This window comes from Pseudaquidulcibacter saccharophilus, from assembly GCF_019455445.1.
Lineage (GTDB): Bacteria > Pseudomonadota > Alphaproteobacteria > Caulobacterales > Aquidulcibacteraceae > Pseudaquidulcibacter > Pseudaquidulcibacter saccharophilus.
On the sequence record NZ_JAHWUS010000001.1, the window covers coordinates 321365 to 347484 of the forward strand.

Sequence of the window (26120 nt, forward strand, 5' to 3'; positions counted from 1 at the left end):
GTTTGGATTGCGCCTTTATTATTTTTAGTAATTTATTATGGCCTAATGAACCGCAACCGCATTGCCTTCGCGGCGTGAATCGGCAGCGCCAATAAGTTTGCCATCTTTAAACATAATCGCATGCAGGCCAGAATTTTCGGCACCGCCACCACCGGTAAATTTGTGCCCAAGTGCGGTTAAGCCGTCAAGTTTTGCCTTATCCATTCTTGAAAATTCCATGCTTACGGGTGTTGAACGGGCGATGATATTTGGTTGATCAAGCGCGTCTTGTAACGGCATGTTCCAATCTAAAATGCCAATCAATGCCTTGGTAACATATGCGATAATCGCATTGCCACCAGGTGAACCAATGCCCAATTCAAATTGCCCATCCTTGTCAAAAACAATAGTTGGTGACATTGATGAACGTGGCTTTTTGCCCGGTGCAACCGCATTAACAATTGGCACGCCATCGCTATCAACAGGAAGCATTGAAAAATCGGTCAACTGGTTATTTATGAAAAAGCCATCAACCATGGTTTGCGCACCAAAAAGATTTTCAACCGACGTGGTCATGGAAACCACGTTTCCTTCTTTATCAACGATTACGAAGTGTGATGTACCGTGTTCTTTGCCGGTTGCGTCTTTCCCGCGTTTTTGTGCGCCTTCTGGAGTTCCAGGCGATACGGTATCAAAAGAACTGCTATCAGAAAGAAGGTCCGCGCGGGACTTAAGATATTTCTTATCAAGCAAGCCTTTCACGGGAACGGCAACAAATTTATCATCGGCAACATAGGTGTCGCGGTCAATATAGCCAAGGCGTTGTGCCTCAATATAATGATGGATGCCTTCGATGCCATTGCCCATTTTTGGCATGTCAAAATTTTCAACAATGCCCATAATCATAAGCTCACCGATACCGCCTGATGATGGCATACCCATTCCGCAAATTAAATGTACACGGTAAGTTTGGCAAAGCGGTTCTTTGCGTTCAACCCGCACATTCGCCATGTCTTCCATGCTAAGGGTGCCAGGGATTGGTTTTGATTGAACTGCTTTTACAATATCTTGCGCGATATAACCTTTGTAGAAAACGTCAATGCCTTGGGTCGCAATATCATCCATAGTTTTGGCAAAAGCGGGGTTTTTCATCAATGTACCTGCCGCATATGGTTTGCCATCAGGGCCATAAAAATATTTTTTAACCCCTTCACCTGGTTCAGTCATTTTTGGAAGTACCTGCAATAATTCGGCGGTGCGCGGCGTTAATTGATAGCCATTTGTTGCAAGGGTTTTCGCATTTTGGAAACCCTGGTCCCATCCCAATTTGCCATGATCAGACCACGCAAGATGCAACATTTTTAAAACCGCAGGTGCCCCAGTTGATCTGCCAGATTTAACAGCGGTCCAAAATTCCATTGGCTTACCGGTCGCTTTATCCATAAACATATCGGGGGTTGCGCCCATTGGCGCTGCCTCACGGCCATCATAGGATTGGACATCACCTGTTTTGGCATCATAATAAAGCATGAATGCACCGCCACCGATACCCGATGATTGTGGCTCAATTAATGTTAGGACGGTTTGCACGGCAATTGCGGCATCAACCGCACTGCCACCTTTTTCCAAAATCTCAACACCAGCTTTTGTGGCAAGTGGGTTAGCAGATGCCACCATGCCGCCGCTACTCCAACTTTTTGCGGGTGCAGCCTCAAATTTGCGGGTGGTTGTGTTGGTGGCAGGTAAGGTTTGGCAAGCCACAAGTGATAGGCATGAAACAAGTGAAATTATACGGCGCATATTATTCTCCCGAGGACATAAGCTAATGTGCATATGCCAAACGGGCAATATCTTTATATGCTTTTTGCCGCTTTGAACCCCAATAGTACAATAAATATGGCAAATTGGGGTTTAATTGGTGAATTATGAATTTTCTTCGAGGTGTCGTCGTGCTTCACCGCGCGAAATAACAAATACCATTATTATTCCGAATATCCCCATAACCATAGTATAAAGGAAGAATGCACCATAACCCGCAGCTAGCGCTTGGGCGGTTACACCCATTTTTGCCGCCGCCAGCTCAAATGAACCTTTTCCAAGGTGGGTGAATTGGGGTGTCAATTTTGCCATAACGCCAGTGTGCGAAGAATGCGCCAAGCCTTCAACAATACGTCCCGAAAGCGCCATGATGATTTTACCAGGCAGGGCATAAAGCGAGGAGAACATTGCATATTGCATTGCCGTAAAGCCTTCATGTGTAAGGCGCGACATATAAACGATGAAAACTGTTCCTGCGAACGATGCCGAAATATTATCAATACCAATTGCTGCCCATAAGGATGGTTGAATTCCCATATTTGCAAAGAATGGAATATTTTGGTTGCCAAAATAGCAAATTGCCAAGAAACCAATGTGCGAAAGTGGCTGTGAAAACGCCCCGAATATAAGGCATTTGAAAATCCCAAATCGCATAATTCCCCATCCGGCAAGGCCTGCACCAACCGCATTAACAATCACACCAAAAATCTTTTGCGCATTGGCAATTTCTGCCTTGGTATAACCGGCATCAAGATACATTGCACCAGTTATATTAAGCAGGAATTCTGATAAGCGGTAAACACACATAAATACCAAAATCAGGGTTGCTGCATTTCCAAAACGTTTGAAATAATCTGCAATTGGCTCACCAAATGCGGATTTGAAATAGGCCGATGCTTTGGTTTTAAGATTTGGAAGCGGTTGGGCAATTAAATAAATAAAGAAAAGACCGGTTGCCGCAAATGCCACTTGTTGCCAAACCCCAAATGGTTTTGCCTCAAGTGATTTTTGCAATGCCTCAAGGCCACCATAAAATTCACCCAAAAACCATGCGACAGGTTCTGCACGTCCACCAAGACCCGCCGCCAAGAAACACGCCGCCAATACCAAAAGTAAAAGACGACCTCCCCATTCCAGTGCTTCAATTGCTGGATTTTGAATGGTATCATCGGGGGCACGCCAACGCGGCGCTGGTGCAACCTTTTCACGGTCGGCAACCAATGTTGCAATGATGGGAACAATCATGCACACACCCATCGTGGCATAGGCAACGCCCCAACCAAGATGTTGATAAACGTTACCGTTAAAATATTGGGCAATATACAAAGGCACCGCACCAGTTACCACAAAGGCAATACGATAGCCCCATTGATACATTGCGGTTAGAATTCCCAATTTATCATTGTTTTCAGCAACCTCAATCCGCCATGCGTCAACTGCAATGTCGTGGGTCGCACCAGTAAAGGCAAGAAAACCAGTTAATGTCGCAAATAATGCAAATTGTGAACCGGGGTCGAGCATTGATAAAATTATCAAAAACGCCATTGCCAATGATTGCGTTAGTAAGATCCAAGAACGACGTCTTCCAAGCCATTTATCAAGTATTGGCAAGGCGATTCTATCAACCAATGGTGCCCACAAAAATTTAAATGCATAAGAAAGTGTTGCAAGACCCAAAAGCGAAATAATGGTCAAAGAAACGCCTGCATCACGCATCCATGTTCCCATTGTAAAGCTGGTTCCGGCAAGTAAATTCGGCATACCTGCCGAAAATCCCAAACCAAACATAACTAATGAAGAACGCTCAAAAAATGCTTTAATATCGGTTTTCTTTTTTTCTTCTATTGTTGCTTCAGCCATCAAATGCCCCAAATAAAACCTCGAAATAAGTGGCAACCTTATTATGTTTGTGTAGCAAAGCAATATTTGAATTGTAAAAAATAACTGTCATTAAATTGAAAAATGCCCAGATTGCTATTGAAAACCCCCTGCCTTTGGGGCTAAAAGCCAACGCCAAAGCACTATTTTGCATTTGGTATAAATATTAATTTCGCATGAGAAAACGGAATCTAAATTATGGCAAATGTTGTGGTCGTGGGCGCTCAGTGGGGCGATGAAGGTAAAGGCAAGATTGTTGACTGGTTGTCCGATCGTGCTGATTTGGTTGTCCGCTTTCAAGGTGGTCACAATGCTGGTCACACCCTAGTTGTTGGCGAAAATGTTTATAAATTATCGCTTTTGCCATCTGGTGTGGTTCAAGGGAAATTATCATTAATTGGTAATGGTGTTGTGGTTGATCCCAATGCACTACTTGCCGAAATTGAACGTATTTCAAATCAAGGCGTCAAAATTGATCCGACCACTTTGGGTCTTGCCGAAAACGCGGCATTGATTTTGCCAATCCACCAAGATTTAGATGCCGCCCGTGAAAACGAAGCTGGTAAAAACAAAATCGGCACAACTGGTCGCGGTATTGGTCCTGCTTACGAAGACAAGGTTGGTCGCCGTGCAATTCGGGTTGCCGATTTATTTGACGAAGCATCATTAAAATCAAAAATCGAACGTTTAATGGCGCATCACCGCGCATTGCGTGCTGGTCTTGATTTGCCACCAATTGATGGCGAAAAATTATTTGCAGATTTAATGGCGCTTGCGCCGAAATTATTGCCTTATGTTCGTCCGGTTTGGCGTGACCTTGAACAAGCACGTAAAGATAATAAAAAAGTTTTATTCGAGGGTGCGCAAGGTATTTTGCTTGATGTTGATCATGGCACATATCCGTACGTTACTTCGTCATCAACTGTTGCAGGACAGGCGGCATCTGGTTCTGGTACTGGCCCTGGCAACCTTGACTATGTTCTTGGCATTGTAAAGGCATATACAACCCGTGTTGGCGAAGGTCCTTTCCCAACTGAATTATTTGACGATGTCGGCAAGGGCATTGGCGAACGTGGTCGCGAATTTGGTACGGTTACTGGGCGGGCGCGTCGTTGTGGTTGGTTTGATGCAATATTGGTGCATCAGGCATGTTGTGTGGGCGGTATAACTGGCCTTGCACTAACCAAATTGGATGTGCTTGATGGCGTTGAAACCATTAACATTTGCGTCGGTTATAAATTGGGCGACAAGGTTCTTGATTATTACCCATCTAATCTTCATGCCCAAGCAAATGTAGAGCCGATTTACGAAACTGTTGAAGGTTGGTCGGAAACTACATTTGGTGCGCGTTCATGGAAAGATCTTCCTGCCAATGCGATTAAATATATCCGTCGTATTGAGGAGTTGGTTGGTCGTCCAATCGCACTTGTATCAACTTCACCTGAGCGTGAGGATACAATTCTTGTAACTGACCCATTTGCAAAATAACAATATGCCACAAGATAACGATAATATCGAAGATATTGATGACGGAATGCGCACAATTTCCGATGAGGAATGGGACAATCCCAAGCCACTAGAAGGTAAGGCGTTACAAACTCACCAAGAGAATGTGATGAATGTGCGCAAACTTGTAATTTCGTTTGCGATATTCAAGGTTGGATTTCTTGTGCTTGTGGCGGCAATTCTATGGAAATTCTTTGGTCATGGCGCGCATCATTAAAACGCGTTTTTGATATGCTTTGGTAATTTCCAAGGGGCACAAGCAATTACGTCATAGCGCCATTGCTTCTGCCCTGCCCATTTGCGTGATTTACAAAAACCAATTGCCGCGTTTTTAATGCGTTCCATTTGTCTATGACTTATGGAAAATTGTGCGCTTTCGGTGGCTTTGCGTAATTTAACTTCGACAAAGACAAGTTTTTTACCACGCAATGCGATAATATCAATTTCGCCATAATTATTGCGATATCGGGTTCTTAAAACCAAATAGAATTTTAAGGTCAAAAGCAAAATTGCGGCAAATTCGGCAAGCCGTCCGTAAAATTCCGATTTTTGCCTTTTTTCACTCATTTTAGCTTTAGCGCCATTTCATATATATCGCGTGATTTTTGCCCGGTAATTTCAGCCACTTCTTTAGAAAGTGCTTTTAGAGGCATATTTTCAAGCCGCTCTTTAATCATGCTTTCAATATCTTTTTGTTCAAAACTTTGTTCGCTTTCATCGCGGGCAATGATTATAACAATTTCACCGCGTGGCGCACCGGCCTCATTATAATATTCAATCAGATTTTGAATATTACCGCGCCGCTTTTCTTCATATAATTTAGTTAGTTCACGGGTTACGGCAATTTTACGATTACCCAAAACCATTTTTAAATCTTTTAAACATTCCAAAAGCCTTGGCCCAGTTTCAAAAAAGGCGATAGCGGTTTTTAATTGTTTGAATTCGGTAAAGAATTTTTGTCTTGCCCCACTTTTATTAGGTGCAAAGCCCATGAATGAAAATTGCTTTATATCAAACCCTGATGCCACAAGCGCGGTTAAAACACTTGATGCCCCGGGGATTGCAAACACCTCATGGCCATTTTCAATTATGAAATCGGCAACCCTTTGTCCGGGGTCTGAAATGCTTGGGGTTCCAGCATCGGAAACCAAGACTACAATCTTTCCATCCTCAATTGCTGTTAGCGCAGCTTTGGCGGCATTTAATGCCACCTCTTCATCGGCACGGATAATTTTTTGCTTGATACCAAATTGTGAAAATAATTTTGCCGTAACACGTGTATCTTCGGCAAGTACTAAATCGCATTGTTTTAATATTTCGACTGCCCGATAGGTAATATCGCCAAGATTTCCAATAGGTGTTGCCACAAGATAAAGTGCGGGAATGTATTGGGATGTGCTTTTTGGATTTGTATTAATTTGCATTTTTCTAAATTCGGGCTTATCGATTTGTGTTTTTTATTTTATAGAATGTTTTATAACAATTCCAAGCCCATATTATTTGGGTAATAAAAATAACAAAAGCTGGTTGTGTTTTGGCTTAAACAAAAGAGGATTAAATGCCCCAATTTGATAAACGAACCCTTTTATTGGGTGGTTTTGCTGTTTTACTTAGTGCGTGTACAACACCAGGTGAAAATGACGGCGGTGGTGTGGTGCAAACCGGAAACACTGGTTCAAAATATTATGTTGCGCGTGGCACACCTTTTACGCCAGCAAACAAAAAGGGGCAAAAACTTGTACGTGTTGCATTGCTTGCGCCGTTTAATTCCCAAAACTCTGCAATACGTGCCGAAGCCGATACTTTAAAGGCCGCTGCCGAACTTGCGATAAATGAAAATGGTGATGGCTCAACAATTCTTATGCCGATTGATTCTGGCGATACTCCTGAAACTGCGGAAGCTAGTGCAAAACGTGCAATCTCAAGCGGCGCTGATTTCATTATGGGACCATTATTTTCAAGCGGGGTAAGTGCGGTTGCCCCTTATGCTCGTGCCAATAACGCAATGATGTTTTCATTTTCAACCGATACCCAAGACGCGGGGCGTGGTTTATTTGTAGTTTCATTCCTGCCGGAAGATGAGGCAAAGCGCATTGTAACTTATGCCGGAAAGCATGGCGTTAAAAAACTTGTCTTGCTTGTCCCGCAAAGCAAATATGGTGAGAAAATTGAATTAGCAGCAACCAAGGCCGCTGCCCGTAATGGCATTAAAATTCTTGGCACTGCGCGTTACGATTCAACCCAAAATGCTAGTGTGAATGGCGAAAATGCTGGCAAAATTGCTGCGCGCTATATTGCCGGATCAAACCGTGATGAAGTTGCGATTTTAATTCCTGAACGTGGTAATATGCTGCGCTATTTGGCAAAAGTTCTAAGCGTGAATGGTGCGTCAATGTCCAAAACCCGATATCTTGGAACCGGATTGTGGAATGATGACAATGTATTGCAAGATTCACGATTGTTGGGCGGCTGGTTCGTATCGCCCGACAATAGCGGTCGCAGTGCATTTGAAAACCGATTACAGGCAAAAAAAGGTAAAAGCGCAACCAGACTTGCCGGAATGGGATATGACACCGCGGCACTTATCGCGCGACTTGTAAAACAAGGCGATAAATCTGCAATAACCGCTCGTAGCCTTGAAAATGCGGATGGCTTTGACGGTGTTGATGGTCGTTTCCGCTTTGATGATGGTGTTATTGAACGCGGTATGAGCGTTATGGAAGTTTCACCAAATGGCGCAAAAACTCTAGAAGGCTCACAAAAAAAATTCTAAATTGGAATAATCATGAGTAAAGATAAAAACCTCCCCAATGATGCCCCACCCGCATGGATTGAAGCGGTGGGTGAACCAAAATCGGCAAAGTCTGTTACTGGTTGTCCGGTTCATAATGTTGAAAATGATGAAAAGTTTATAAAGGCCTATTCACTTGGTTATGACCCAACGCCGTCACGCCCTGCGCCGGCGCAACGCCCCTTTATGGACGAAACTTCAAGCCGTTTTGCGTACCGTTGCCTACCGCTTAATATTGCCAATCAATATGGGTGGGAGCTTTTAAGCCCATGTACTTTTGACGTGCAATGGAATGGTGGCTCGTCACCAGAAGATTTGGTGATTACAATTCTTGAAGATGGTTGGCCACAACCGGCAAGCCATTTTGGCCATGCGGTTATGACATATCATATTGCCCAGCTTTTCCGAACGCCACCGGGAATTCAACTAATGGTAACAGGCCCATTAAACCGCCCCAAAGATGGCATTTATGCCATGAGCGGGATTATCGAAACCGATTGGTCGCCTTATACGTTCACCATGAATTGGGTGGTAACACGCCCATTCTTTCCAATTCGCTTTGAAAAGGGGGAGCCATTCGCCCATATTATGCCGGTGAATTTGGCACAGATTGAACAATTCAAACCGGAATCCTTGCCGATGGCTTCGGATCCTGAGTTGAAAGAAAAGTTTGAAATGTTCCGCAATAGTCGCAATAATTTCAATGCCGAACTATATGATCCCGAATCCGAGGCATCAAAGGAGAGATGGCAAAAGGCATATTTCCGTGGCAACGCGCCGGATGGCTGCCCAGTTAATGCAACAGGCCTTGATCATTGGACAAAATTGGATGTTAAACCATTTCCAGATGGCAAAACCAAAAAAAAATAATTAAATAGTTTTTTTGTAAACCAAGAATTCAGTATCTTCGGCAACTTTATTATAAAGCGCCTGCGCGGTCTTATTGGTTTTATGGGTTTGCCAATAAACATGGCGACAATTGGTCTGTTTTGCGTATTCGGCGACTTTTTCAATCAAAGCGCGCCCAACACCTTTGCCGCGCGCCTCGGCGGCAGTGAATAAATCTTCTAGATAGCAAACTTTCTTATCCGACCAAGTATTGTCATGGATAATATAATGGACCAAACCTAATGCCACACCATTTTCATAGGCGATAAACCCACCCATTTGACCATAGTTTTTATCGCAAATACGGTCAAAAACATCGCGGGTAATTTCATCTTTCAGCGTGGTTTCATAAAAAACTAAATAGCCATCCCAAAGCGGCAACCAATCATCAAAATGTGTTGCTTCAATTGTTTTGATTTCCATTATTTTCCCCAATCATATTAAATATTTTGACATTATGGGGTTTTAGTCAAGCTATAAATTCCATACACAAAAACAAGGCATTAAATTAATTGCACAAAATTTTGTAACAATACTTACGTTTTTGTCATTTTCTGAATATTGCAATTGCAAAGTTTTTTGAAACCCTCTAAGTGTTATATTATAACATAACAAATTGAGAGAGTTTTATAATGTTTCTTTACGCCCCTCCCGAGCCTGTTGAGGCTACGCCAGAAGTCGTTGTCGTAACGGCATCATCCGTAAGCAAGAACAAAGATGCAATTAACCAAGGCGTTGTAATTATCACGCGTGATCACGCGCTTTTACATTCAATGGGTGGTGGCATTGGTGAATCATTACAAGGGCACGCTGGCATTCGTTCAAGCTTTTTTGGCCCAAATGCATCGCGTCCGATAATTCGTGGATTGGGTGAGGACAGAATTCGCCTTTTATCAAATAGCCTTGTCGGCATTGATGCATCAACAGTTTCACCGGATCATGCCCCTGCAGTTGATGGCCTAGCAGCGCAACAGATTGAGGTTTTAAAAGGTGCGGCCGCGCTTCGTTATGGTTCAAATGCAATCGGTGGGGTTGTGAACGTAATTGATGGTCGCCTTCCAACTACATTGCCAAAAAAGCCTTTGAATGCCGAAATTTTTGCTGGCTACTCAAGCGTAAATGATGGCAAAGTGGCATCAGGCAATGTTTCATATAATGTTGGCAATTTTGTTTTTCGCCTTGATGCCCTTACCCGTCAGACCGAAGATTATAAAATCCCTGGCTTTACTGAAACCGATCGCCAACGCGCAATTGATGGCAATGACACACGCGATAAAGTACCAAATTCATATGGTGATTTAAATGAATATGGTGCAGGTGTTGGCTATATTGGTGATAAGGCGCATATTGCGATTGCTTATAAAACCACGGATTCCAATTATGGTATTCCAAATGATGTAACACATATTGAACTAAATCAGGATCGTTACGACCTACAAGGTGGTTTCAAATTTGATGGCTTTGTTGAAAGCATTAATTATGCCGCATCATATGGAAAATATGAACACTCAGAAATCGAAGATGGCACAATAAACACCACTTTTAAATCTAGTGGCTATGACAGCCGTATTGAAGCCCGCCACAAGAAGATGGGTGACTGGGAAGGTGTTTGGGGTGTTGAATATACCGACAAAGACTTCTCGGCATTATCGCCAAGCGGTGAACAGGCATATATCCTTCCGGTTACTATTAAATCTGGCGGTGTATTTGCGATTGAACGTTATGAAAATGCGTTTTGGGGAACCGAATTTGGGGTTCGTTATGAAAATCACAAATATGATGGTGAGGCGGGCAACCGTGAATTTAACGGAACTTCATATTCTGCAAGTGGTTTTATTAAACCAATGGATGGTTTACGCTTTATCCTAACTTATGCCAAAACTGAACGTGCCCCAACCGAGGTTGAATTGTTTGCCAATGGTGGCCATGATGCGACCCAAACCTATGATGAAGGTAATCCAAACCTAAAAATTGAAACCGCAAATTCGCTCGAATTAGCAATGAATTATAAGCATTCTGGCGGCAATGTTGAAATTAACTTCTGGGATGCCAATTTTGATAATTTCATCAATTTTGTGCCAACTGATCGTACCCAAGACGACCTTCCAGTTTATGTAATTACCCAGAAAAACGCTGATCTTCGTGGTTTTGAAATCCAAGTTTCACAAGACCTTGGTAATATAAATGATTATTATTTTAAAGGCGATTTAGGTATTGATTATGTTCGTGGTCGTTATGAAGATGGCAATGTTGCAAAAATTCCGCCTATGAGTGCAAATTTGGGTATTGAAATGACGAAATCATTTGTTTCAACTCGCCTTGAACTTGAACTTATCGCAAAGCAAGAAAAAATTGCCGAATTTGAAACCCCAACCAATGGTGCAAATGTTGTAAACCTCGCGTTCACAATTAGCCCCCCTAAATTTGATGATAAATTGCAAATCGTCTTGAAGGGTGACAACCTCACCAATGAAGATGTTCGCGAGCATACATCACCATTAAAAGAGTTTTTGCCGCGTCCGGGCCGAAATATAAGCCTGTCAGTGCATTATCGTTATTAATAATTGAAAACATAAAATCTAAAGCCCGCCACAAGCGGGCTTTTTTTGCGGAAATTTGTGCGCATTTCGCTTTTAATCGAATAGAAATGAGACATATTGAAAAATTCAAAGCAGTGGGAATTTGATTTTTCCCTTGAAATGCTGCACCTGCGAATTAAAATGATTCCAAAAAGGGGGGGGGAATGTAATGAAGATTGCGATTCTCAAAGAAATAAGAGATGGGGAAACCCGCGTTGCCGCATCGGTTGAAAGTGTTAAAAAGCTGACCGCATTGGGGCATGAGATTGTTATTGAAAAAGATGCTGGCATTGGCGCAAGCATTAATGATTCCGATTATGAGGCGGTGGGCGCAAAAATTGCGGCAAAACCTGCTGATGTCTTAAAGGATGCGGAACTTTTGTTAAAAGTGCGCCGCCCAACCGAAGACGAATTAAAGATTATCCCAAAGGGTGCGGGTGTTGTTGCATTCTTTAACCCGCATGGCGACAAGGCGTTATTAGAGGCCTGTGCCAAAGCGGGGGTTATTGCCTTTTCAACCGAATTTACGCCACGTATTACCCGAGCGCAGTCGATGGATGCGTTGTCTTCACAGGCAAACCTTGCGGGTTATCGCACCGTTATTGAGGCAGCAGAACTTTATGGTCGTTCATTCCCGATGATGATGACTGCTGCGGGGACTGTTGCGGCGGCAAAATGCTTTGTTATGGGGGCGGGCGTTGCCGGTCTTCAAGCAATTGCGACCGCACGCCGTCTTGGCGCAATTGTAACGGCAACCGATGTTCGCCCGGCGGCAAAGGAGCAGGTTGGTTCATTGGGTGCAAAATTCATTGCCGTTGAGGATGATGAATTTAAAGCCGCAGAAACTGCCGCAGGTTATGCCAAACCAATGTCGGCCGAATATCAGGCAAAACAGGCCGAACTTGTAAAAGAACATATTGCAAAACAAGATGTTGTTATTACCACGGCCTTAATCCCTGGTCGTCCTGCACCGGTTCTTGTTACCGAAGAAATGGTGGCGGGCATGAAAACAGGATCCGTAATTATAGATATGGCGGTTGAGGCCGGTGGCAATTGCCCGCTTTCCAAAAAGGATGAAGTGGTAATTACCAAAAATGGTGTAAAAATCGCGGGCTTTAGTAATCTTCCAGGGCGCTTGGCGGCGGATTCATCAAATCTTTATGCCAAAAACCTGCTTAATTTGATGCCGCTTTTGACTGCGAAAGAAGGCAATGCCTTTGCGCCCGATTATGATGATGAAATCATCAAGGGAATGTTATTAACAAAAGATGGGGAAATTGTTCACCCCGCGCTAAATTCATAAGGGGAGGGTGATTATGGAAATGGTTGACCCGATTGTTTTTCGTCTTGCGATTTTCGTTTTGGCGATTTTTGTTGGTTATTATGTGGTGTGGTCGGTCACACCCGCACTTCATACGCCGTTGATGGCGGTAACAAATGCTATTTCATCCGTTGTTGTGGTTGGTGCCCTGGTTGCCGCAACCGCAACACTGCATGATGGTAGTGTGGACGGCAATACATGGCTTTCACGCGGCATGGGCGGCATTGCCGTTGCTTTGGCGATGGTAAATATTTTCGGTGGCTTTTTGGTAACCGAACGTATGTTGTCAATGTATAAGAAAAAAGACAAACCAGTAAATAAAGAAGGGGCAAAATAATGAACGCGTCTATTGCCTCTCTATTATATCTTGTATCGGGCGTATTGTTTATTCTTGCGCTACGTGGTCTTTCAAGCCCGGCAACTTCACGCCAAGGGAATTTCTTTGGTATCATTGGTATGGTGATTGCGATTATCACAACGCTTTTGATGGTGAAGCTTGATGGTATAAATCTATCAATTATTGCGGTTGCAACACTGATTGGCGGCGGTATTGGTGCGGTTCTTGCGCGCCGTATTGCCATGACATCAATGCCGCAATTGGTTGCGGCCTTCCACTCATTGGTTGGTTTGGCGGCGGTTTTAATTGCTGGTGCAGCCGTCTATTCGCCCGAGGCATTCCATATCGCGGTTGCCGGCGGTATTAAAACTGCATCTTGTATTGAAACTGGTCTTGGCGTTGCGATTGGTGCAATTACATTTACGGGGTCATTAATTGCCTTTGCCAAATTGAATGGGAATATGTCGGGTGCACCGATTTTATTGCCAATGCGCCACCTTTTAAACATCGCAATTTTGGTTGCAATTGTTGCGCTTATTGGTGTGATGATTGCCACACATGGTGATGCAAAATGGGCGTTTTGGGGCATTGTTGGTTTGTCACTATTGCTTGGTGTAACACTAATTATCCCAATTGGTGGTGCGGATATGCCGGTTGTGGTTTCAATGCTAAACTCCTATTCAGGATGGGCGGCGGCGGCACTTGGCTTCACGCTTGAAAATATCGCGCTTATTATCACTGGTGCATTGGTGGGTTCATCGGGTGCAATCCTTTCATATATTATGTGTAAAGGCATGAACCGTAGCTTTATTTCAGTTATTCTTGGTGGCTTTGGCGCGACAGATAGTGGCCCCGCAGCAGCCGGTGCAGTTGAGGCAAGACCAGTAAAACAAGGCTCTGCCGAAGATGCGGCATTCATTATGAAAAATGCATCCAAAGTTATCATCGTTCCTGGTTATGGTATGGCGGTGGCACAGGCACAACACGCGTTAAAAGAAATGGCTGATAAGCTTAAGGAAGAGGGCGTCGATGTTTCATACGCAATTCATCCGGTTGCAGGGCGTATGCCGGGGCATATGAACGTTTTACTTGCCGAGGCGCAGGTTCCATATGATGAAGTGTTTGAGCTTGAAGACATCAATAGTGAATTTGGGCAGGCAGATGTGGCATTCGTGATTGGTGCAAATGACGTTACCAATCCGGCGGCAAAAACCGACCCTGCGTCACCGATTTTTGGGATGCCGATTTTGGATGTTGAAAAAGCCAAAACCGTCTTGTTTATTAAACGCGGTATGAGCGCGGGCTACGCCGGCGTTGAAAACGAACTATTCTTTAGACCAAATACCATGATGCTTTTCGGCGATGCGAAGAAAGTGACTGAGGCGGTTGTGAAATCGCTTTAAAGGCATCGCGGGAGCGACCAATAATTATCCAACCAAAAAACCCGCGCAGATTTTGCGCGGGTTTTTGCTTTTGTTAGAGGGTAAATCTACGCGGCTCTTACATTTGATAAGAAGCGGCTAACCTCATTTTGTAATGCCTCAGCTTGCATAGAAAGACCATCAGAAGCACTTAACAATTGGGTTGCGGCTTCGCCGGTTTGTTCGGCGGCATTGGCAACATCAACAATATTACGTGAAACTTCATCGGTGCCTTGTGATGCTTGGCTTACTGCCTCAACAATTTCTCTGGTTGCAGAAGATTGTTGTGTGATTGCCGATGCAATTGAATTGTTAGATTCACTAACTTGCTGAATGATTTCAGTAATAGATCTAATCGCCTTTGCCGCATCTTCGGTGGCACGTTGGATTTGATTTACTTTTTCTGAAATGTCTTCGGTTGCTTTACCGGTTTGCGATGCCAATTCTTTAACTTCGGAAGCCACAACGGCAAAGCCTTTACCAGCCTCACCAGCACGTGCCGATTCGATGGTCGCATTAAGTGCCAATAGGTTGGTTTGCGCTGCAAGGTCAGAGATTAGGTAAACTACGCTTGAGATACTTTCAGCATTGGCATTAAGCTCATTAACAACGCGAACCGCATCTTCGGCTTGTTCAACCGCATTTGCCGCAATTTTGGTCGAAGTTTCAACCTGGCGGGCAATCTCATCAACCGATGCGCCAAGCTCTTCAGCAGAGGCAGCAACAGAGGTAACGTTGGTTCCGGCTTCTTCTGCTGCGGCAGCAACAGTATTAGATTGAGCCGAGGTTTCCTGCGCAGTTGAGGTCAGTTGGGTTGCCGATGCCTGCATTTCGGTTGCGGCAGAAGATACAATTGCAACAATGCCACCAACAGATTGTTCAAAACTATTTGCAAGCTCAAGCATTTGTTTTTTACGCTCTTGTTCAGCGATAATTTTTTGTTGCTCGGCATTTTTGCGGAGATCCTCGGTTTCCATAAGGCCGATGCGGAATGATTCTGTGGCACGTGCCACTTGGCCAATTTCGTCTTTGCGATCTTGTTCATTAATTGTAATATTGAACTGCCCATGAGACATTGAATTCATATTTTCAATCAATTTTTTAAGCGGGTTGGCAATTGTTTTCATGGTAAGTGTAAAGGCAACGATAATTGTTACTACACTACCGATAAGAACGGCCAAAATAGAAACTAAACGTGCAAAGTCTGCATCTTTACCAAGTTTGACTTTTTCATCTTCGAAACTCTTTAGAATTTTATTGTTTTGATCAACCATATGCTGACGAACTACATCGATTGCAGGCTGGCATTTGCCATCATATTCATCAAGTGCCTTTTGTGCATCAGCAGGATCGGTTGATTTGCCATATACAATAACCTGATCGCAACCTTGGCTAATTTTCAATTTGGCTTCATTTGATAGCGATTTATAAATATCTGCGTGAACAGGGTCATTGGAGGCGGCAAGCTCTAATTGCTTAATAACGTTATCAAATGCGTCATTGGCATCTTTTTCACGTGCCGCAATTCTTTCAGGGTTTGTTGAAAGCGCCATACGCAACATATTCGTTGAATATTCTGCTAATGCTCTGCTTGATCTAACGGTATTGGCAACCGAAATTTCGCGCTGTAACGCATCAGAATATGTAGCGTTAATTTTTTCCAATTGAAATGTTGCGAAAAAAGTTGATGCAAGACTTACTAAACCAAGTGCAACCAACAAGCTTGTTATCTTAACAAAGATAGGCCAATTTCTATAATTCATTTATGTCCCCTGCCGCGACAATATTTGCGCCCATAATTTGCGTATAAAATACACGCTTTGAAAAATTATGAACCAATGCGAATTAGCCTATGTTTATTTGGTAAATTGAGCGTTAAATAATTCCTATAACGAAAAAAAGAAACTTCAAATTATGGAACTTTTTTCTAATTATTAACCAAAAACTCGCCAATAATCCTTTAGAATAAGGTGTTCTTATACTTTATGGTAACAAGTGAAAAAAATGATTAAATATTTAAAAACAAGCCTTGTTTTTAATATTCTCAACATTTTTATTTAGAGACTTTAATGTTGAAGTTGTTTTCTTAAATGGTTTGTTGCTATAAATAGTAATTAATAAACAACAAAACCCGCGCAGATTTTGCGCGGGTTTTTGCTTTTGTTAGAGGGTAAATCTACGCGGCTCTTACATTTGATAAGAAGCGGCTAACCTCATTTTGTAATGCCTCAGCTTGCATAGAAAGACCATCAGAAGCACTTAACAATTGGGTTGCGGCCTCGCCAGTTTGTTCGGCGGCATTGGCAACATCAACAATATTACGTGAAACTTCATCGGTGCCTTGTGATGCTTGGCTTACTGCTTCAACAATTTCTCTGGTTGCAGAAGATTGTTGTGTGATTGCCGATGCAATTGAATTGTTAGATTCACTAACTTGCTGAATGATTTCAGTAATAGATCTAATCGCCTTTGCCGCATCTTCGGTGGCACGTTGGATTTGATTTACTTTTTCTGAAATGTCTTCGGTTGCTTTACCGGTTTGCGACGCCAATTCTTTAACTTCGGAAGCCACAACGGCAAAGCCTTTACCAGCCTCACCAGCACGTGCCGATTCGATGGTCGCATTAAGTGCCAATAGGTTGGTTTGTGCTGCAAGGTCAGAGATTAGGTAAACAACGCTTGAGATACTTTCAGCATTAGCATTAAGCTCATTAACAACGCGAACCGCATCTTCGGCTTGTTCAACCGCATTTGCAGTAATTTTGGTCGAAGTTTCAACCTGGCGGGCAATCTCATCAACCGATGCACCAAGCTCTTCAGCAGAGGCAGCAACAGATGTAACGTTGGTTCCGGCTTCTTCAGCTGCGGCGGCAACAGTATTAGATTGAGCCGAGGTTTCTTGGGCAGTTGAGGTCAGTTGGGTTGCCGATGCCTGCATTTCGGTTGCGGCAGAAGATACAATTGCAACAATGCCGCCAACAGATTGTTCAAAACTATTTGCAAGCTCAAGCATTTGTTTTTTACGCTCTTGTTCAGCGATGACTTTTTGTTCTTCTGCGCTTTTACGAAGACCTTCGGCCTCAATAAGTTCTTTGCGGAAGATTTCGGTTGCATCGGCAACTTGCCCGATTTCGTCTTTACGTCCTTGTTCTTCGATTACAATATCAAATTTGCCGTGCGCCATTGATCCCATATTATCAATCAATTTTTTAAGCGGGTTGGCAATTGTTTTCATGGTAAGGATGAATGCGGTGATAATTGTTACCACGCTACCGATGATAACCACCAAAATAGAAACTAAACGAGCAAAGTCTGCATCTTTACCAAGTTTGACTTTTTCATCTTCGAAACTTTTAACAATTTTATTGTTTTCATCAACAATATGTTGGCGGTATTCATCGATTGCAGGTTGGCATTTGCTATCATATTCGGCAATTGCATTTTGTGCATCAGCAGGATCGGTAGATTTACCATATTCAACAACTTTATCGCAGCCATTTTTAATCTTTACATTTGCCTCTGTTGCTAATGCTTTGAAAACTTCTGCGTGAACAGGGTCATTGGTTGCCGCTAGTTCTAATTGCTTATGCATGTTTTCTTCTGCTTGATTTACTTCTTTTTCCCTCGCAGCAATCTTTTCGGGATTTGTTGTAAGAGCTAGTCTTAACATGTTTGTTGAATATTCGCCTAGAAATCTGCTCGCCCTAACGGCATTGGCAACCGAAAGTTCACGCTCCAAGGCATAGGAATACGTATCGTTTATGTTTTTTAATTGAAATGTTGTGAACACCGTTGCAGCAAGGCTTACTAAACCAAGTGCAACCAGCAAGCTCGTTATCTTAACAAATATAGGCCAATTTCTATAATTCATATTTCATGTCCCCCGTCGTGACAATCGTTTGCGTTCACAAAGCCCCCCACAAAAGCCTATGCTTTTGGAATTATGAACTACTGTTTGGTAACGTAAATATAGAAGGTAAACCATGTGTTAATTTTATCAAAAAAATACAATGAAACGCATTGATATCATTGTGAATTTTTTTTGATGACCGGATGCATGCTGACACAAATAATTTAATATTTAGGAAGACATACTGATGAGTATTCTGCCGATGAGAAATTTATATTATTAAAAACTCGACCTGTTCGGGGTGGTCAAGCCATATTGATGGGCCATGTGCCGGAAGGTTGCGCCCTTTTTTAGTAATTCTCGCGATTTGTGGCCCATTAATTCGCCCGCGCACCCTTATATTTAGCCCTGTGAAATCATCTAAATTATTGTCACCCCACAACTTCCATGACTGTCTTGGAATTATCGCGCAAACATCCTTGGTTTCATCATTACCAAAGCATAGTTTTACAAGGGTTTCGCCATGAAGCACCTTTTCAATCTTTCCCTCAACTAATTGAAAGCTGCCCTCGCTGCCGCTTAATGCCTCTGTTGTGGCAAAGCGTGCTTGAAACATCGGATCAGACCAGACTCCGCGCCCATTGCGCCTTGCTTCGCGTTCGACAAGCCAAAAATCTTGGATATGACTTCGATTATCAATATAGGTGTGAACGCGGGCATAGCCGGCTTTTAATATTTCTCCCTGCACCCAGATTTCGTTAGCTATATATACTTGCGCCAATGCGCGCCCCATTTTATCGCGCCTTAAACCACCGTATTTTAATTTTACTTTTTTATCTTTTACAAGATTTGCCAAAAAATCGCGGGCTTTTTGCGAAATTGGCACGTCATCCCGTAATCTTGGTGCTTCGATTTGTGCAAGGCGCACCACAAGACCACTTTCAAGAATAAAACTATCGCCATCGATAATTTCTTTTACAATTCCGCTTTCGCCATCTTCCCAAAATGGCGATGCAGCCATTAATGGAAAACATAAACCGATTAAAATGGCGCGGCGATTAAGCATTATTTATTATAAATCCGCCTTGAATGGTGTGAAGTTTGTTCCTTCATCATAAACGTCTAGCCCTTCGGCAGTTTTTAGATGGTTTACAACAAAATAGGTAAGCGGGGTTAATAGTGCCTCCCACATAACTTTTAAAAACCAATTGGTTATCATCACTTGTACCACTGCTTCATTACTCCAACCTGTTGCTCCCCAAAATGCAAGTGGATAGAAAATCATACTATCAACGGCTTGACCAAAAACGGTTGAACCAATGGTGCGCGTCCATAATGCCCGGCCATTTGTGAAAATCTTCATCCTTGCGAGTACAAAGCTATTTACAAATTCACCCGCCCAAAATGCGGCAATGGATGCAAAAACAATACGTGGTACTTGTCCAAAAACTGCCTCATATGCTGCTTGCCCACTCCAGGATGCGGCGGGTGGTAATGCCACAACAACAAACGACATGATTGCCATAAAAACGAGCGCTACAAAACCTGCCCAAATTGTGCGTCGTGCGTGGGCATAGCCATAAACTTCGGTCAAGACATCGCCAATAATATATGAAAGCGGGAAAAACATTATTCCCGCACCAAATACCCATTTGCCAATGACGGGCAATTCAATAACCGCCAGTTTGCCTGCACCTATAACATTGGAAAGAACAAGGATAACAACAAATGCTGTCATTATGAAGTCATAATATTTCATAGGTTTATCGTGCAACGAATTTGCCGTTATTTTATGAATATCACTATTGTTTTTGTGTATCATTGCCCTGCTCATTAATTATAAGATTATATTTTCCCAATTGATTATCGGTTGATGAGGTGATGCGTACCAAAACCTTGCCACTAATTGGTGAAACATAATCAAGATTATTATCTTTTGTGCCGCTAACGACTGGTGGCGAAATTGGCGTGTTATCAACGCTTTGCGTAAATTTTGCATCCGACATATCAAATGGACGCACCATTATATTGGCAAAGAAATCATCGCTTTTAAGGGATAATTTGTATTTGGTGTCTTTGGTTGCCGTAAAAATATAATCGGCAAATTTCACATCATCATCGCCATAAAGCGGTGATGAATTACTTAATTCACCTTTGATTTCTTGTCCGATTGCTATTTCAATTGGTGGCGGCGGTGTTTGTGGCTCAATAGTTGGGATAATATTCAAATAAAAATTATCTTCATGTGCAATATTGGTTGCCGAGGCACGTATATAATATTCACCATTTTGTGGCGCGGTGAAACGAATTTTTGCGTTATTACCACTGCCGCTATCCTCATCTTGCGCCAGAATATTTAAATTATCAGGGCTTCCGGTACCAATTTCAAGATACGTATCAGCAGAAATATATTGGTATTCATCGGTGAAAATGGTCGCTTTTTCACCCGCCTTAAGGTTTATGCGATATATTTCATAGAGTGCATCAAGTTGATTGCGATAACCACCATCTTTTAATTGCACCAAGACTTTGTCACCTATTTTAATACTTTTGCCATTAAATGGTGTTGGCGCGCGGGTCATTTCTTTGATTGAAAATGAATATTCCGCCAAATTTTTCTTTTGATATTCCGGATACCCGTAATTGCTGAAAAGACGAATATCAAGGGGGGCATTGCTTTTACTTTGATACAAAAGCTTGGCGCCAGTTCCACCTGCATTATCATCATCCGATTGGTATAATTCAAACTCACCCAAATTGGATTTTTTACCAATCCAGATTGAGACATCTGTATCTTTGCTTTGGGCGGTTATCCAATAATTCTTCCCCGCTGTTGGCGTAAAAATATAATCCTTTGCAATCAAATTACCTCGTCGTGATGGAATTAAATCAAGATTTTTGTCAAATGTCGAATTGGTTTCATATCCGGTTTTAATATGTGGAATAATTTTAGGTGCGCGCGCCGAAGTATTGTTTACCAAAAGACTATAATTAATTTTGCCTTCAATTGTGGGGTCGGCAATTGATATGTCTTTAATCGGATTATTTGAGATATTAAAATAATATCTGCCAGCAAATGGTGTCATGAACCTTGCGCTAATGGCATCACCATCGCCCTTTGCATTTCCAATAAATTCCCAATTAAGATGGTATGGATCGTGACCGAGACGGTAAAATTTAACCTCTGGTATATCAGTGTTTGAAGCGGCATAAATTTCAATATTTTGCCCCGTTTTTAAATCGACATAATATTTGTCAATATTGCCCCAAAATGTTGCGTCATATGAAATTTCATTGGGATTTAGGCCGTCATCAGCACTTATGGAATCATTAATTTGTTTGCCAATAACCAAAGGCTTTGCCACAAGTGGTTTAGTATCAATAACTTTATAAAAGACTTTAAACTTGCCAATATCACCTGCGTGCACACTGCTGGCCCGAATTTGCAATGGCATATTTTCTTTGACATAAAAAATTGTTGCTACGCTATTTTCGTCTATTTTATGCCCCGTTGCGCATTTGCTGCACCATTTACCACCGTTAATGTATCCAACTTCAAAGGCGGGTTTGAAACCTTCACCGGTCATTTTAACAAGAGCTTTTTGCCCTACTTTGGCATTTATGGGGAAATTTTCATATAATGCGCCATCTTCATCGGTAGTTTTGTTTGTTTTGGCTATTTCGCCCTCAATAATTTGCACTCCGCTTGCTGTTGCGGTTTGGGCAAAGGCATGATTTGCAAACAAAACAGTAAAGCCAAGTGATAAACACAAAAAGTTTGAATAGTAATTTTTAGGCAAAATAACCCCACAATTTTACGGCAATATGATAATAATATCCGCAAAATATATTATTCACTTGAAAACATATTTGTCAAAACCTATCTTGCAAGCATAGTGGGCAAATTTAAGGAAATATTATGAGCGATATTCAATCCCAAATCGACAATCTGGTAAAAACCACAGATGTAGTTTTGTTTATGAAAGGCGATGCCGATCAGCCAATGTGCGGCTTTTCTGGTACTGTTGTACGAATTTTGGATTTAGTTGGCGTGCCGTTTAAAGATGTGAACGTGCTTTTAAACGGTGATGTTCGTGAAGGTATCAAGGAATATTCAAACTGGCCAACCATTCCACAGCTTTATGTTAAAGGTGAATTTATCGGCGGCTGCGACATTATTCGTGAAATGTATGAAAGCGGTGAGCTAAGCCAATTATTCAAGGATAAAGGTCTGGTTTAAGATCCAGGGCTTAATATTTAAAAATAAAGGGACGGTATTAATTTGCCGTCCCTTTATTTTTGTGATTTTGCCAGTTATTTTTTCTTTTTAAGGTATTCAGATGCCGTTCCATAAATCCGTACACGGAACGGCCCCCCCCAAAAAACTTTTCCAAGCCCACGTAATGCTTTGTCATATGCCCATGCGCGTTTTTCATGGCCAATCATCCATAAAACTGCTGCCAAGCCACCAAGTGCAACTGCCTGTACTGCGCCAAATGCCATCCGATAAAGACCGGTTAAATAACGTGGATTGCGTTTGTCAAAACATTGCGACGTTGTATTGTGACCGTAAGCAAAGGCACGCATAGTGGTATATTTAAGATTGGCGCGTGATTTTGGAACATCTTCATAAACCCACGCATCTTTTGCCCAACCAAATTTATAATTATTGGCAATTACATCGCGCCACAATAAATCATCCTCGCCACCCGTTTCATTGGTGTCTATATTAAAAGGAGCTTCTCCAGAAAGCACTTTTAAACGATGCATTAATGTATTTCCGCAACCCCATGGCTGTTCAATAATTCGGGTTTCACCGTCAAATTTGCGTGAGAAGAAATCGCTGTAATAAGATATTGGCTTGTCACAGCCTTCGTTGAATCTTGCCTCAATTGGTCCGAATATTACTTCTGCTCCAATTTCCATGTGTGCTTGATAAAGTTTAAAAAGCCAGTCTTCAAATGCCACTTCATCATCATCCAAAAACGCAACAAATTCGCCCTTTGCGAATTTCAATGATGTATTGCGGGCATTTGCAACTCCGGGGCGCGGTTCTATTTGATAAATGAAATTTATATTTTTGCTTTCCGCTTCTTTGGCAAGCTCTTTTGCAACCTCTCTTGCCGAAGCTTCTGCATCATTATCAATTAATATTATTTCAAATTCAGGCGCGTTTTTTTGCGCAAATAATGACTGCACAGCAGCCTTTGCCCCATCTGGGCGATGAAAAGTTGGAATAATTACACTTATTATTGGCGTCATATTTTTCTTTTTTTATGTCTAATCTTACTGTGCTTAATTTACATGTAACAATACAATAAAAGTTTTAACTAAAAACGAATATCGCCTGTTATTCATTGGAAATAATTTTTTTAATGCTTTAAAAGGCAGTGATTTATATTTGAAACATTACAAAAGTTTAATTTTTTGCCTCGTGTCTGCCACAATTTAGTCTTTTATGCACCATTTTACGGGGGCATAAAGACATCATTGGTTCTCGGAGATTGCTGTTGCCCAGTTTCTCTATATAGCCCCCCAGCCCCAACCAAGGCGATGGCTTCTCTTTGAACCAGTAAAATTCTCCCAAAGTGCATACAAATTGCCCGTAAAGGCGCCGCCCCTCTGGAAACAGAGGGGCTTTATTTTTCTGTAACCATCGGTGATTTAATCAAGCTTAGCATTATCTTAAATATTTTCTGCTTTATTTTCGCGAACTTAATAAGATAAATACGGGTTATATGATGTTTAAAGGGTTGGCAGAGACGACATCGGGCAAACGTAATTTGCCGAAAGAAATAATAACAAAAATTCGGGGCGCAACTGCAGTTGTATTCGCATTGGTGGTTGGCGCTTTGATACTTATTGCGGCCTCTGCCATTGAGCTTTTGCGTATTAGCGAAGTAAAATCAAGGTTGGATTCAGTTACTGATGCCGCGGCCCTTGCTGGTAAACGGGCGGAAATTGAAGCGACCGGCAGCCAGACTGACAGAAGAGCAACTGCCGAAGACGCGGCAAAGGCATCATTCGAGGTTAATAAGAAACAATTTGGTGTGACCGCAGAAAATTTTGGGGTTTCATTCTCATGGGACGCGGATGGGTCAATTCGTGTAAAAAGTAATACTGATGCCAAGCTTGTATTTGGTAGTGTTTTTAGTTTGGGCGGAATGGTTGGCCTCGATCATTTCACCATCAAAAGTGTTTCCGTGGTGGGTGCAGGTGAAAACCAATTTGTTGAAATTGCCATGGTGCTTGATAACACTGGTTCAATGTTTTCCAAAGATGGTCGCCCTGAAACCCGTTTTACTTTGTTGCGTAATGCGGCGACCAATTTCGTAAATGGTGCATTTGATAAGGCGTCACCAAGCAGTGATATTCGGGTTTCTGTTGTTCCGTGGGCCACAACGGTAAACATAAAAAGTGAAGCACCGGCAACAACCAATGCGGCCGCTGTATCTGTTGCAACACCAGAAGATTTTGGTTCACGCTCTTTGCCGTCTTCGCCAATTGATAGAAGTGCAAATGTGAATCAATCTGCAGCTCAATTAGCAAGTGATTTTGCACCAGTTGGTTGGCGCGGTTGCGTTTCGGGTGCTGGCGAAAGCCTTACTGCATCTGATGATGCAAAAGCATCAATGAAATGGGATGCGCTTTTGGTGCCTTCAAATGTCCATAAGAAAAACTATCAACAATCAAAAAATTCGCACCAAATGTGCACCTATTGCCCACCCGGCGGTGGCGGTGGCGGTGGTGGTGGCGGTGGCGGCGGAAGCCCCCCTGACCCGGGTCTTGATGGATATTGGGTTCCAAAAGATCAGCGTAACCGTGGGTATGCGAACTTTACAACGCCTATGAATCGCGGTGTGAAAAATGTTGCCAATGGTTGCTATAATTATGGTTGTACAGTTGCGATTTGTGATGCATCAAAGCCACTGCTAACCGGTACAAATTGCGATCAAAACACAATCAAATATTATGGTAGCGTTGGCCCATATCAGGCAGGTCGTAGAAATGCCTTTATGCCAATTGCGCAAGAATGCTTTAATAATGCAAGCCAGTGTCAGCCAACATTGCCAAAAGGCAATCACGTTGCGTGTGTTGCGGATCCAAATGAAATCACATGGAATAATGGTGGTGGTGCATGGTGTGCGTGGGTTCCTACATCAGATTGGCGCCAGTTTGATATTACCGTAGGTCCAAATATGAATTGCCCGATGCCAATGTTAGGCTTATCTGGCAATCGTGGTCAGGTTCTTGAAACCCTTAATCGTATGTCGCCAGTGGGCGGCGGTACGCATGCCGATGTTGGCCTTCGTTGGGGGCTTAGAACCCTTTCGCCACGTGCAGAATGGACCGGTTTCTTTAAAACTGATGCCGCAAATCCACCTGCTGCATTTGGTCTTGCCGGCGGTAAAAAGGTTATGGTTCTTATCACCGATGGGCAAAACGAGCGGGCGAACGACTTCCCTGGTTATTGGGGATGTTCAGAAACAGGTTCCCCAGGGTGTTCGGGTGCGCCTGATACTGCTGAACTGAATACAAGAATGCTAAATTGGTGTCAGTCTATCCGTGATACTTATAAGGTTGAAATTTATACGGTTGCGGTAAACGTAAGTAATGCAAGTGCAGTAAGCCTGTTGCAGCAATGTTCGGGTGATACAAGCCACTCATTCTCTGTGGATGCTTCAGAATTGAATAATGCCTTTGATGCGATTTCAAAAAGCATTTTTGCGTTGCGGGTAAAAGAATAGATTT

The 26120-nt window shown here is 42.6% G+C and carries 21 protein-coding genes; 10 read left to right on the forward strand and 11 right to left on the reverse strand.

The features are described from left to right. Positions 1 to 42 precede the first annotated feature (42 nt). Both ggt and KXV15_RS01475 read right to left on the reverse strand, forming a co-directional pair. Positions 43 to 1779: a gamma-glutamyltransferase gene (gene ggt, locus KXV15_RS01470; RefSeq protein WP_240006380.1), complete on the reverse strand. Its 1737-nt coding sequence runs from the start codon at positions 1777 to 1779 to the stop codon at positions 43 to 45. A 123-nt stretch (positions 1780 to 1902) separates the two neighbouring features. After that, entirely contained in the window at positions 1903 to 3657 is a 1755-nt protein-coding gene (locus KXV15_RS01475; protein ID WP_240006381.1) for an AmpG family muropeptide MFS transporter, read from the reverse strand. Positions 3658 to 3873: 216 nt separating this feature from the next. Here KXV15_RS01475 and KXV15_RS01480 point away from each other — a divergent pair, with 216 nt between their 5' ends. Further along, entirely contained in the window at positions 3874 to 5163 is a 1290-nt protein-coding gene (locus KXV15_RS01480) for an adenylosuccinate synthase (RefSeq protein WP_240006382.1), read from the forward strand. Positions 5164 to 5167: 4 nt separating this feature from the next. Then, the gene (locus KXV15_RS01485) at positions 5168 to 5398 is read left to right on the forward strand and encodes a hypothetical protein (protein WP_240006383.1); all 231 of its coding nucleotides are present in this window, start codon (positions 5168 to 5170) and stop codon (positions 5396 to 5398) included. On the opposite strand, the gene KXV15_RS01490 is transcribed toward KXV15_RS01485, so the two are convergent. Then, entirely contained in the window at positions 5395 to 5748 is a 354-nt protein-coding gene (locus KXV15_RS01490; RefSeq protein ID WP_240006384.1) for a YraN family protein, read from the reverse strand. The genes KXV15_RS01485 and KXV15_RS01490 overlap by 4 nt on opposite strands. Continuing rightward, positions 5745 to 6605, reverse strand: coding sequence for a 16S rRNA (cytidine(1402)-2'-O)-methyltransferase (gene rsmI / locus KXV15_RS01495; RefSeq protein ID WP_240006385.1), 861 nt, complete (start codon positions 6603 to 6605; stop codon positions 5745 to 5747). The genes KXV15_RS01490 and rsmI overlap by 4 nt, the downstream gene beginning before the upstream one ends. A gap of 134 nt (positions 6606 to 6739) precedes the next feature. Between rsmI and KXV15_RS01500 the strand changes: the two genes are divergently transcribed. Both KXV15_RS01500 and KXV15_RS01505 read left to right on the forward strand, forming a co-directional pair. Beyond that, positions 6740 to 7954 carry a penicillin-binding protein activator gene (locus KXV15_RS01500; RefSeq protein WP_240006386.1) on the forward strand — a complete coding sequence of 405 codons (1215 nt, stop codon included), beginning with the start codon at positions 6740 to 6742 and terminating at the stop codon, positions 7952 to 7954. Positions 7955 to 7966: 12 nt separating this feature from the next. Next, positions 7967 to 8842: a DUF6065 family protein gene (locus KXV15_RS01505; RefSeq protein ID WP_240006387.1), complete on the forward strand. Its 876-nt coding sequence runs from the start codon at positions 7967 to 7969 to the stop codon at positions 8840 to 8842. Here the strand turns inward: KXV15_RS01505 and KXV15_RS01510 are convergent, their stop codons facing one another. Beyond that, a complete protein-coding gene (locus tag KXV15_RS01510; RefSeq protein ID WP_240006388.1) occupies positions 8843 to 9283 on the reverse strand; it encodes a GNAT family N-acetyltransferase in 441 nt (146 codons plus the stop codon). It abuts the gene before it with no gap. 209 nt (positions 9284 to 9492) lie between these two features. Here KXV15_RS01510 and KXV15_RS01515 point away from each other — a divergent pair, with 209 nt between their 5' ends. The 4 genes from KXV15_RS01515 to KXV15_RS01530 all read left to right on the forward strand — a co-directional run bounded on the left by KXV15_RS01515 (position 9493) and on the right by KXV15_RS01530 (position 14500). Then, positions 9493 to 11421: a TonB-dependent receptor gene (locus KXV15_RS01515; protein WP_240006389.1), complete on the forward strand. Its 1929-nt coding sequence runs from the start codon at positions 9493 to 9495 to the stop codon at positions 11419 to 11421. Between the two features lie 187 nt (positions 11422 to 11608). Next, positions 11609 to 12742, forward strand: coding sequence for a Re/Si-specific NAD(P)(+) transhydrogenase subunit alpha (locus KXV15_RS01520; protein ID WP_240006390.1), 1134 nt, complete (start codon positions 11609 to 11611; stop codon positions 12740 to 12742). A 13-nt stretch (positions 12743 to 12755) separates the two neighbouring features. Continuing rightward, positions 12756 to 13097, forward strand: coding sequence for an NAD(P) transhydrogenase subunit alpha part 2 (locus KXV15_RS01525; RefSeq protein WP_240006391.1), 342 nt, complete (start codon positions 12756 to 12758; stop codon positions 13095 to 13097). Beyond that, entirely contained in the window at positions 13097 to 14500 is a 1404-nt protein-coding gene (locus KXV15_RS01530) for an NAD(P)(+) transhydrogenase (Re/Si-specific) subunit beta (protein WP_240006392.1), read from the forward strand. Before KXV15_RS01525 ends, KXV15_RS01530 begins: the two co-directional genes overlap by 1 nt. Positions 14501 to 14586: 86 nt before the next feature. On the opposite strand, the gene KXV15_RS01535 is transcribed toward KXV15_RS01530, so the two are convergent. The 5 genes from KXV15_RS01535 to KXV15_RS01555 form a co-directional block, all read right to left on the reverse strand. Continuing rightward, on the reverse strand, positions 14587 to 16281 hold the full coding sequence (locus tag KXV15_RS01535; protein WP_240006393.1) for a methyl-accepting chemotaxis protein: 1695 nt from the start codon (positions 16279 to 16281) through the stop codon (positions 14587 to 14589). 413 nt (positions 16282 to 16694) lie between these two features. Next, positions 16695 to 18389, reverse strand: a complete 1695-nt coding sequence (locus tag KXV15_RS01540; RefSeq protein WP_240006394.1) for a methyl-accepting chemotaxis protein — start codon at positions 18387 to 18389, stop codon at positions 16695 to 16697. 250 nt (positions 18390 to 18639) lie between these two features. Then, a complete protein-coding gene (locus tag KXV15_RS01545) occupies positions 18640 to 19389 on the reverse strand; it encodes a thermonuclease family protein (protein WP_240006395.1) in 750 nt (249 codons plus the stop codon). 51 nt (positions 19390 to 19440) lie between these two features. Next, a complete protein-coding gene (locus KXV15_RS01550) occupies positions 19441 to 20190 on the reverse strand; it encodes a queuosine precursor transporter (protein ID WP_240006396.1) in 750 nt (249 codons plus the stop codon). Then, positions 20171 to 22168, reverse strand: coding sequence for a PPC domain-containing protein (locus tag KXV15_RS01555; protein WP_240006397.1), 1998 nt, complete (start codon positions 22166 to 22168; stop codon positions 20171 to 20173). Before KXV15_RS01555 ends, KXV15_RS01550 begins: the two co-directional genes overlap by 20 nt. A gap of 119 nt (positions 22169 to 22287) precedes the next feature. On the opposite strand from KXV15_RS01555, the gene grxD reads away from it, so the two are divergent. Continuing rightward, on the forward strand, positions 22288 to 22608 hold the full coding sequence (gene grxD / locus KXV15_RS01560; RefSeq protein WP_240006398.1) for a Grx4 family monothiol glutaredoxin: 321 nt from the start codon (positions 22288 to 22290) through the stop codon (positions 22606 to 22608). A gap of 74 nt (positions 22609 to 22682) precedes the next feature. Here grxD and KXV15_RS01565 read toward each other — a convergent pair whose 3' ends face one another. Next, a complete protein-coding gene (locus KXV15_RS01565; RefSeq protein ID WP_240006399.1) occupies positions 22683 to 23630 on the reverse strand; it encodes a glycosyltransferase family 2 protein in 948 nt (315 codons plus the stop codon). Between the two features lie 479 nt (positions 23631 to 24109). On the opposite strand from KXV15_RS01565, the gene KXV15_RS01570 reads away from it, so the two are divergent. Continuing rightward, a complete protein-coding gene (locus KXV15_RS01570; RefSeq protein ID WP_240006400.1) occupies positions 24110 to 26116 on the forward strand; it encodes a TadE/TadG family type IV pilus assembly protein in 2007 nt (668 codons plus the stop codon). The last annotated feature ends 4 nt before the right edge of the window (positions 26117 to 26120 follow it).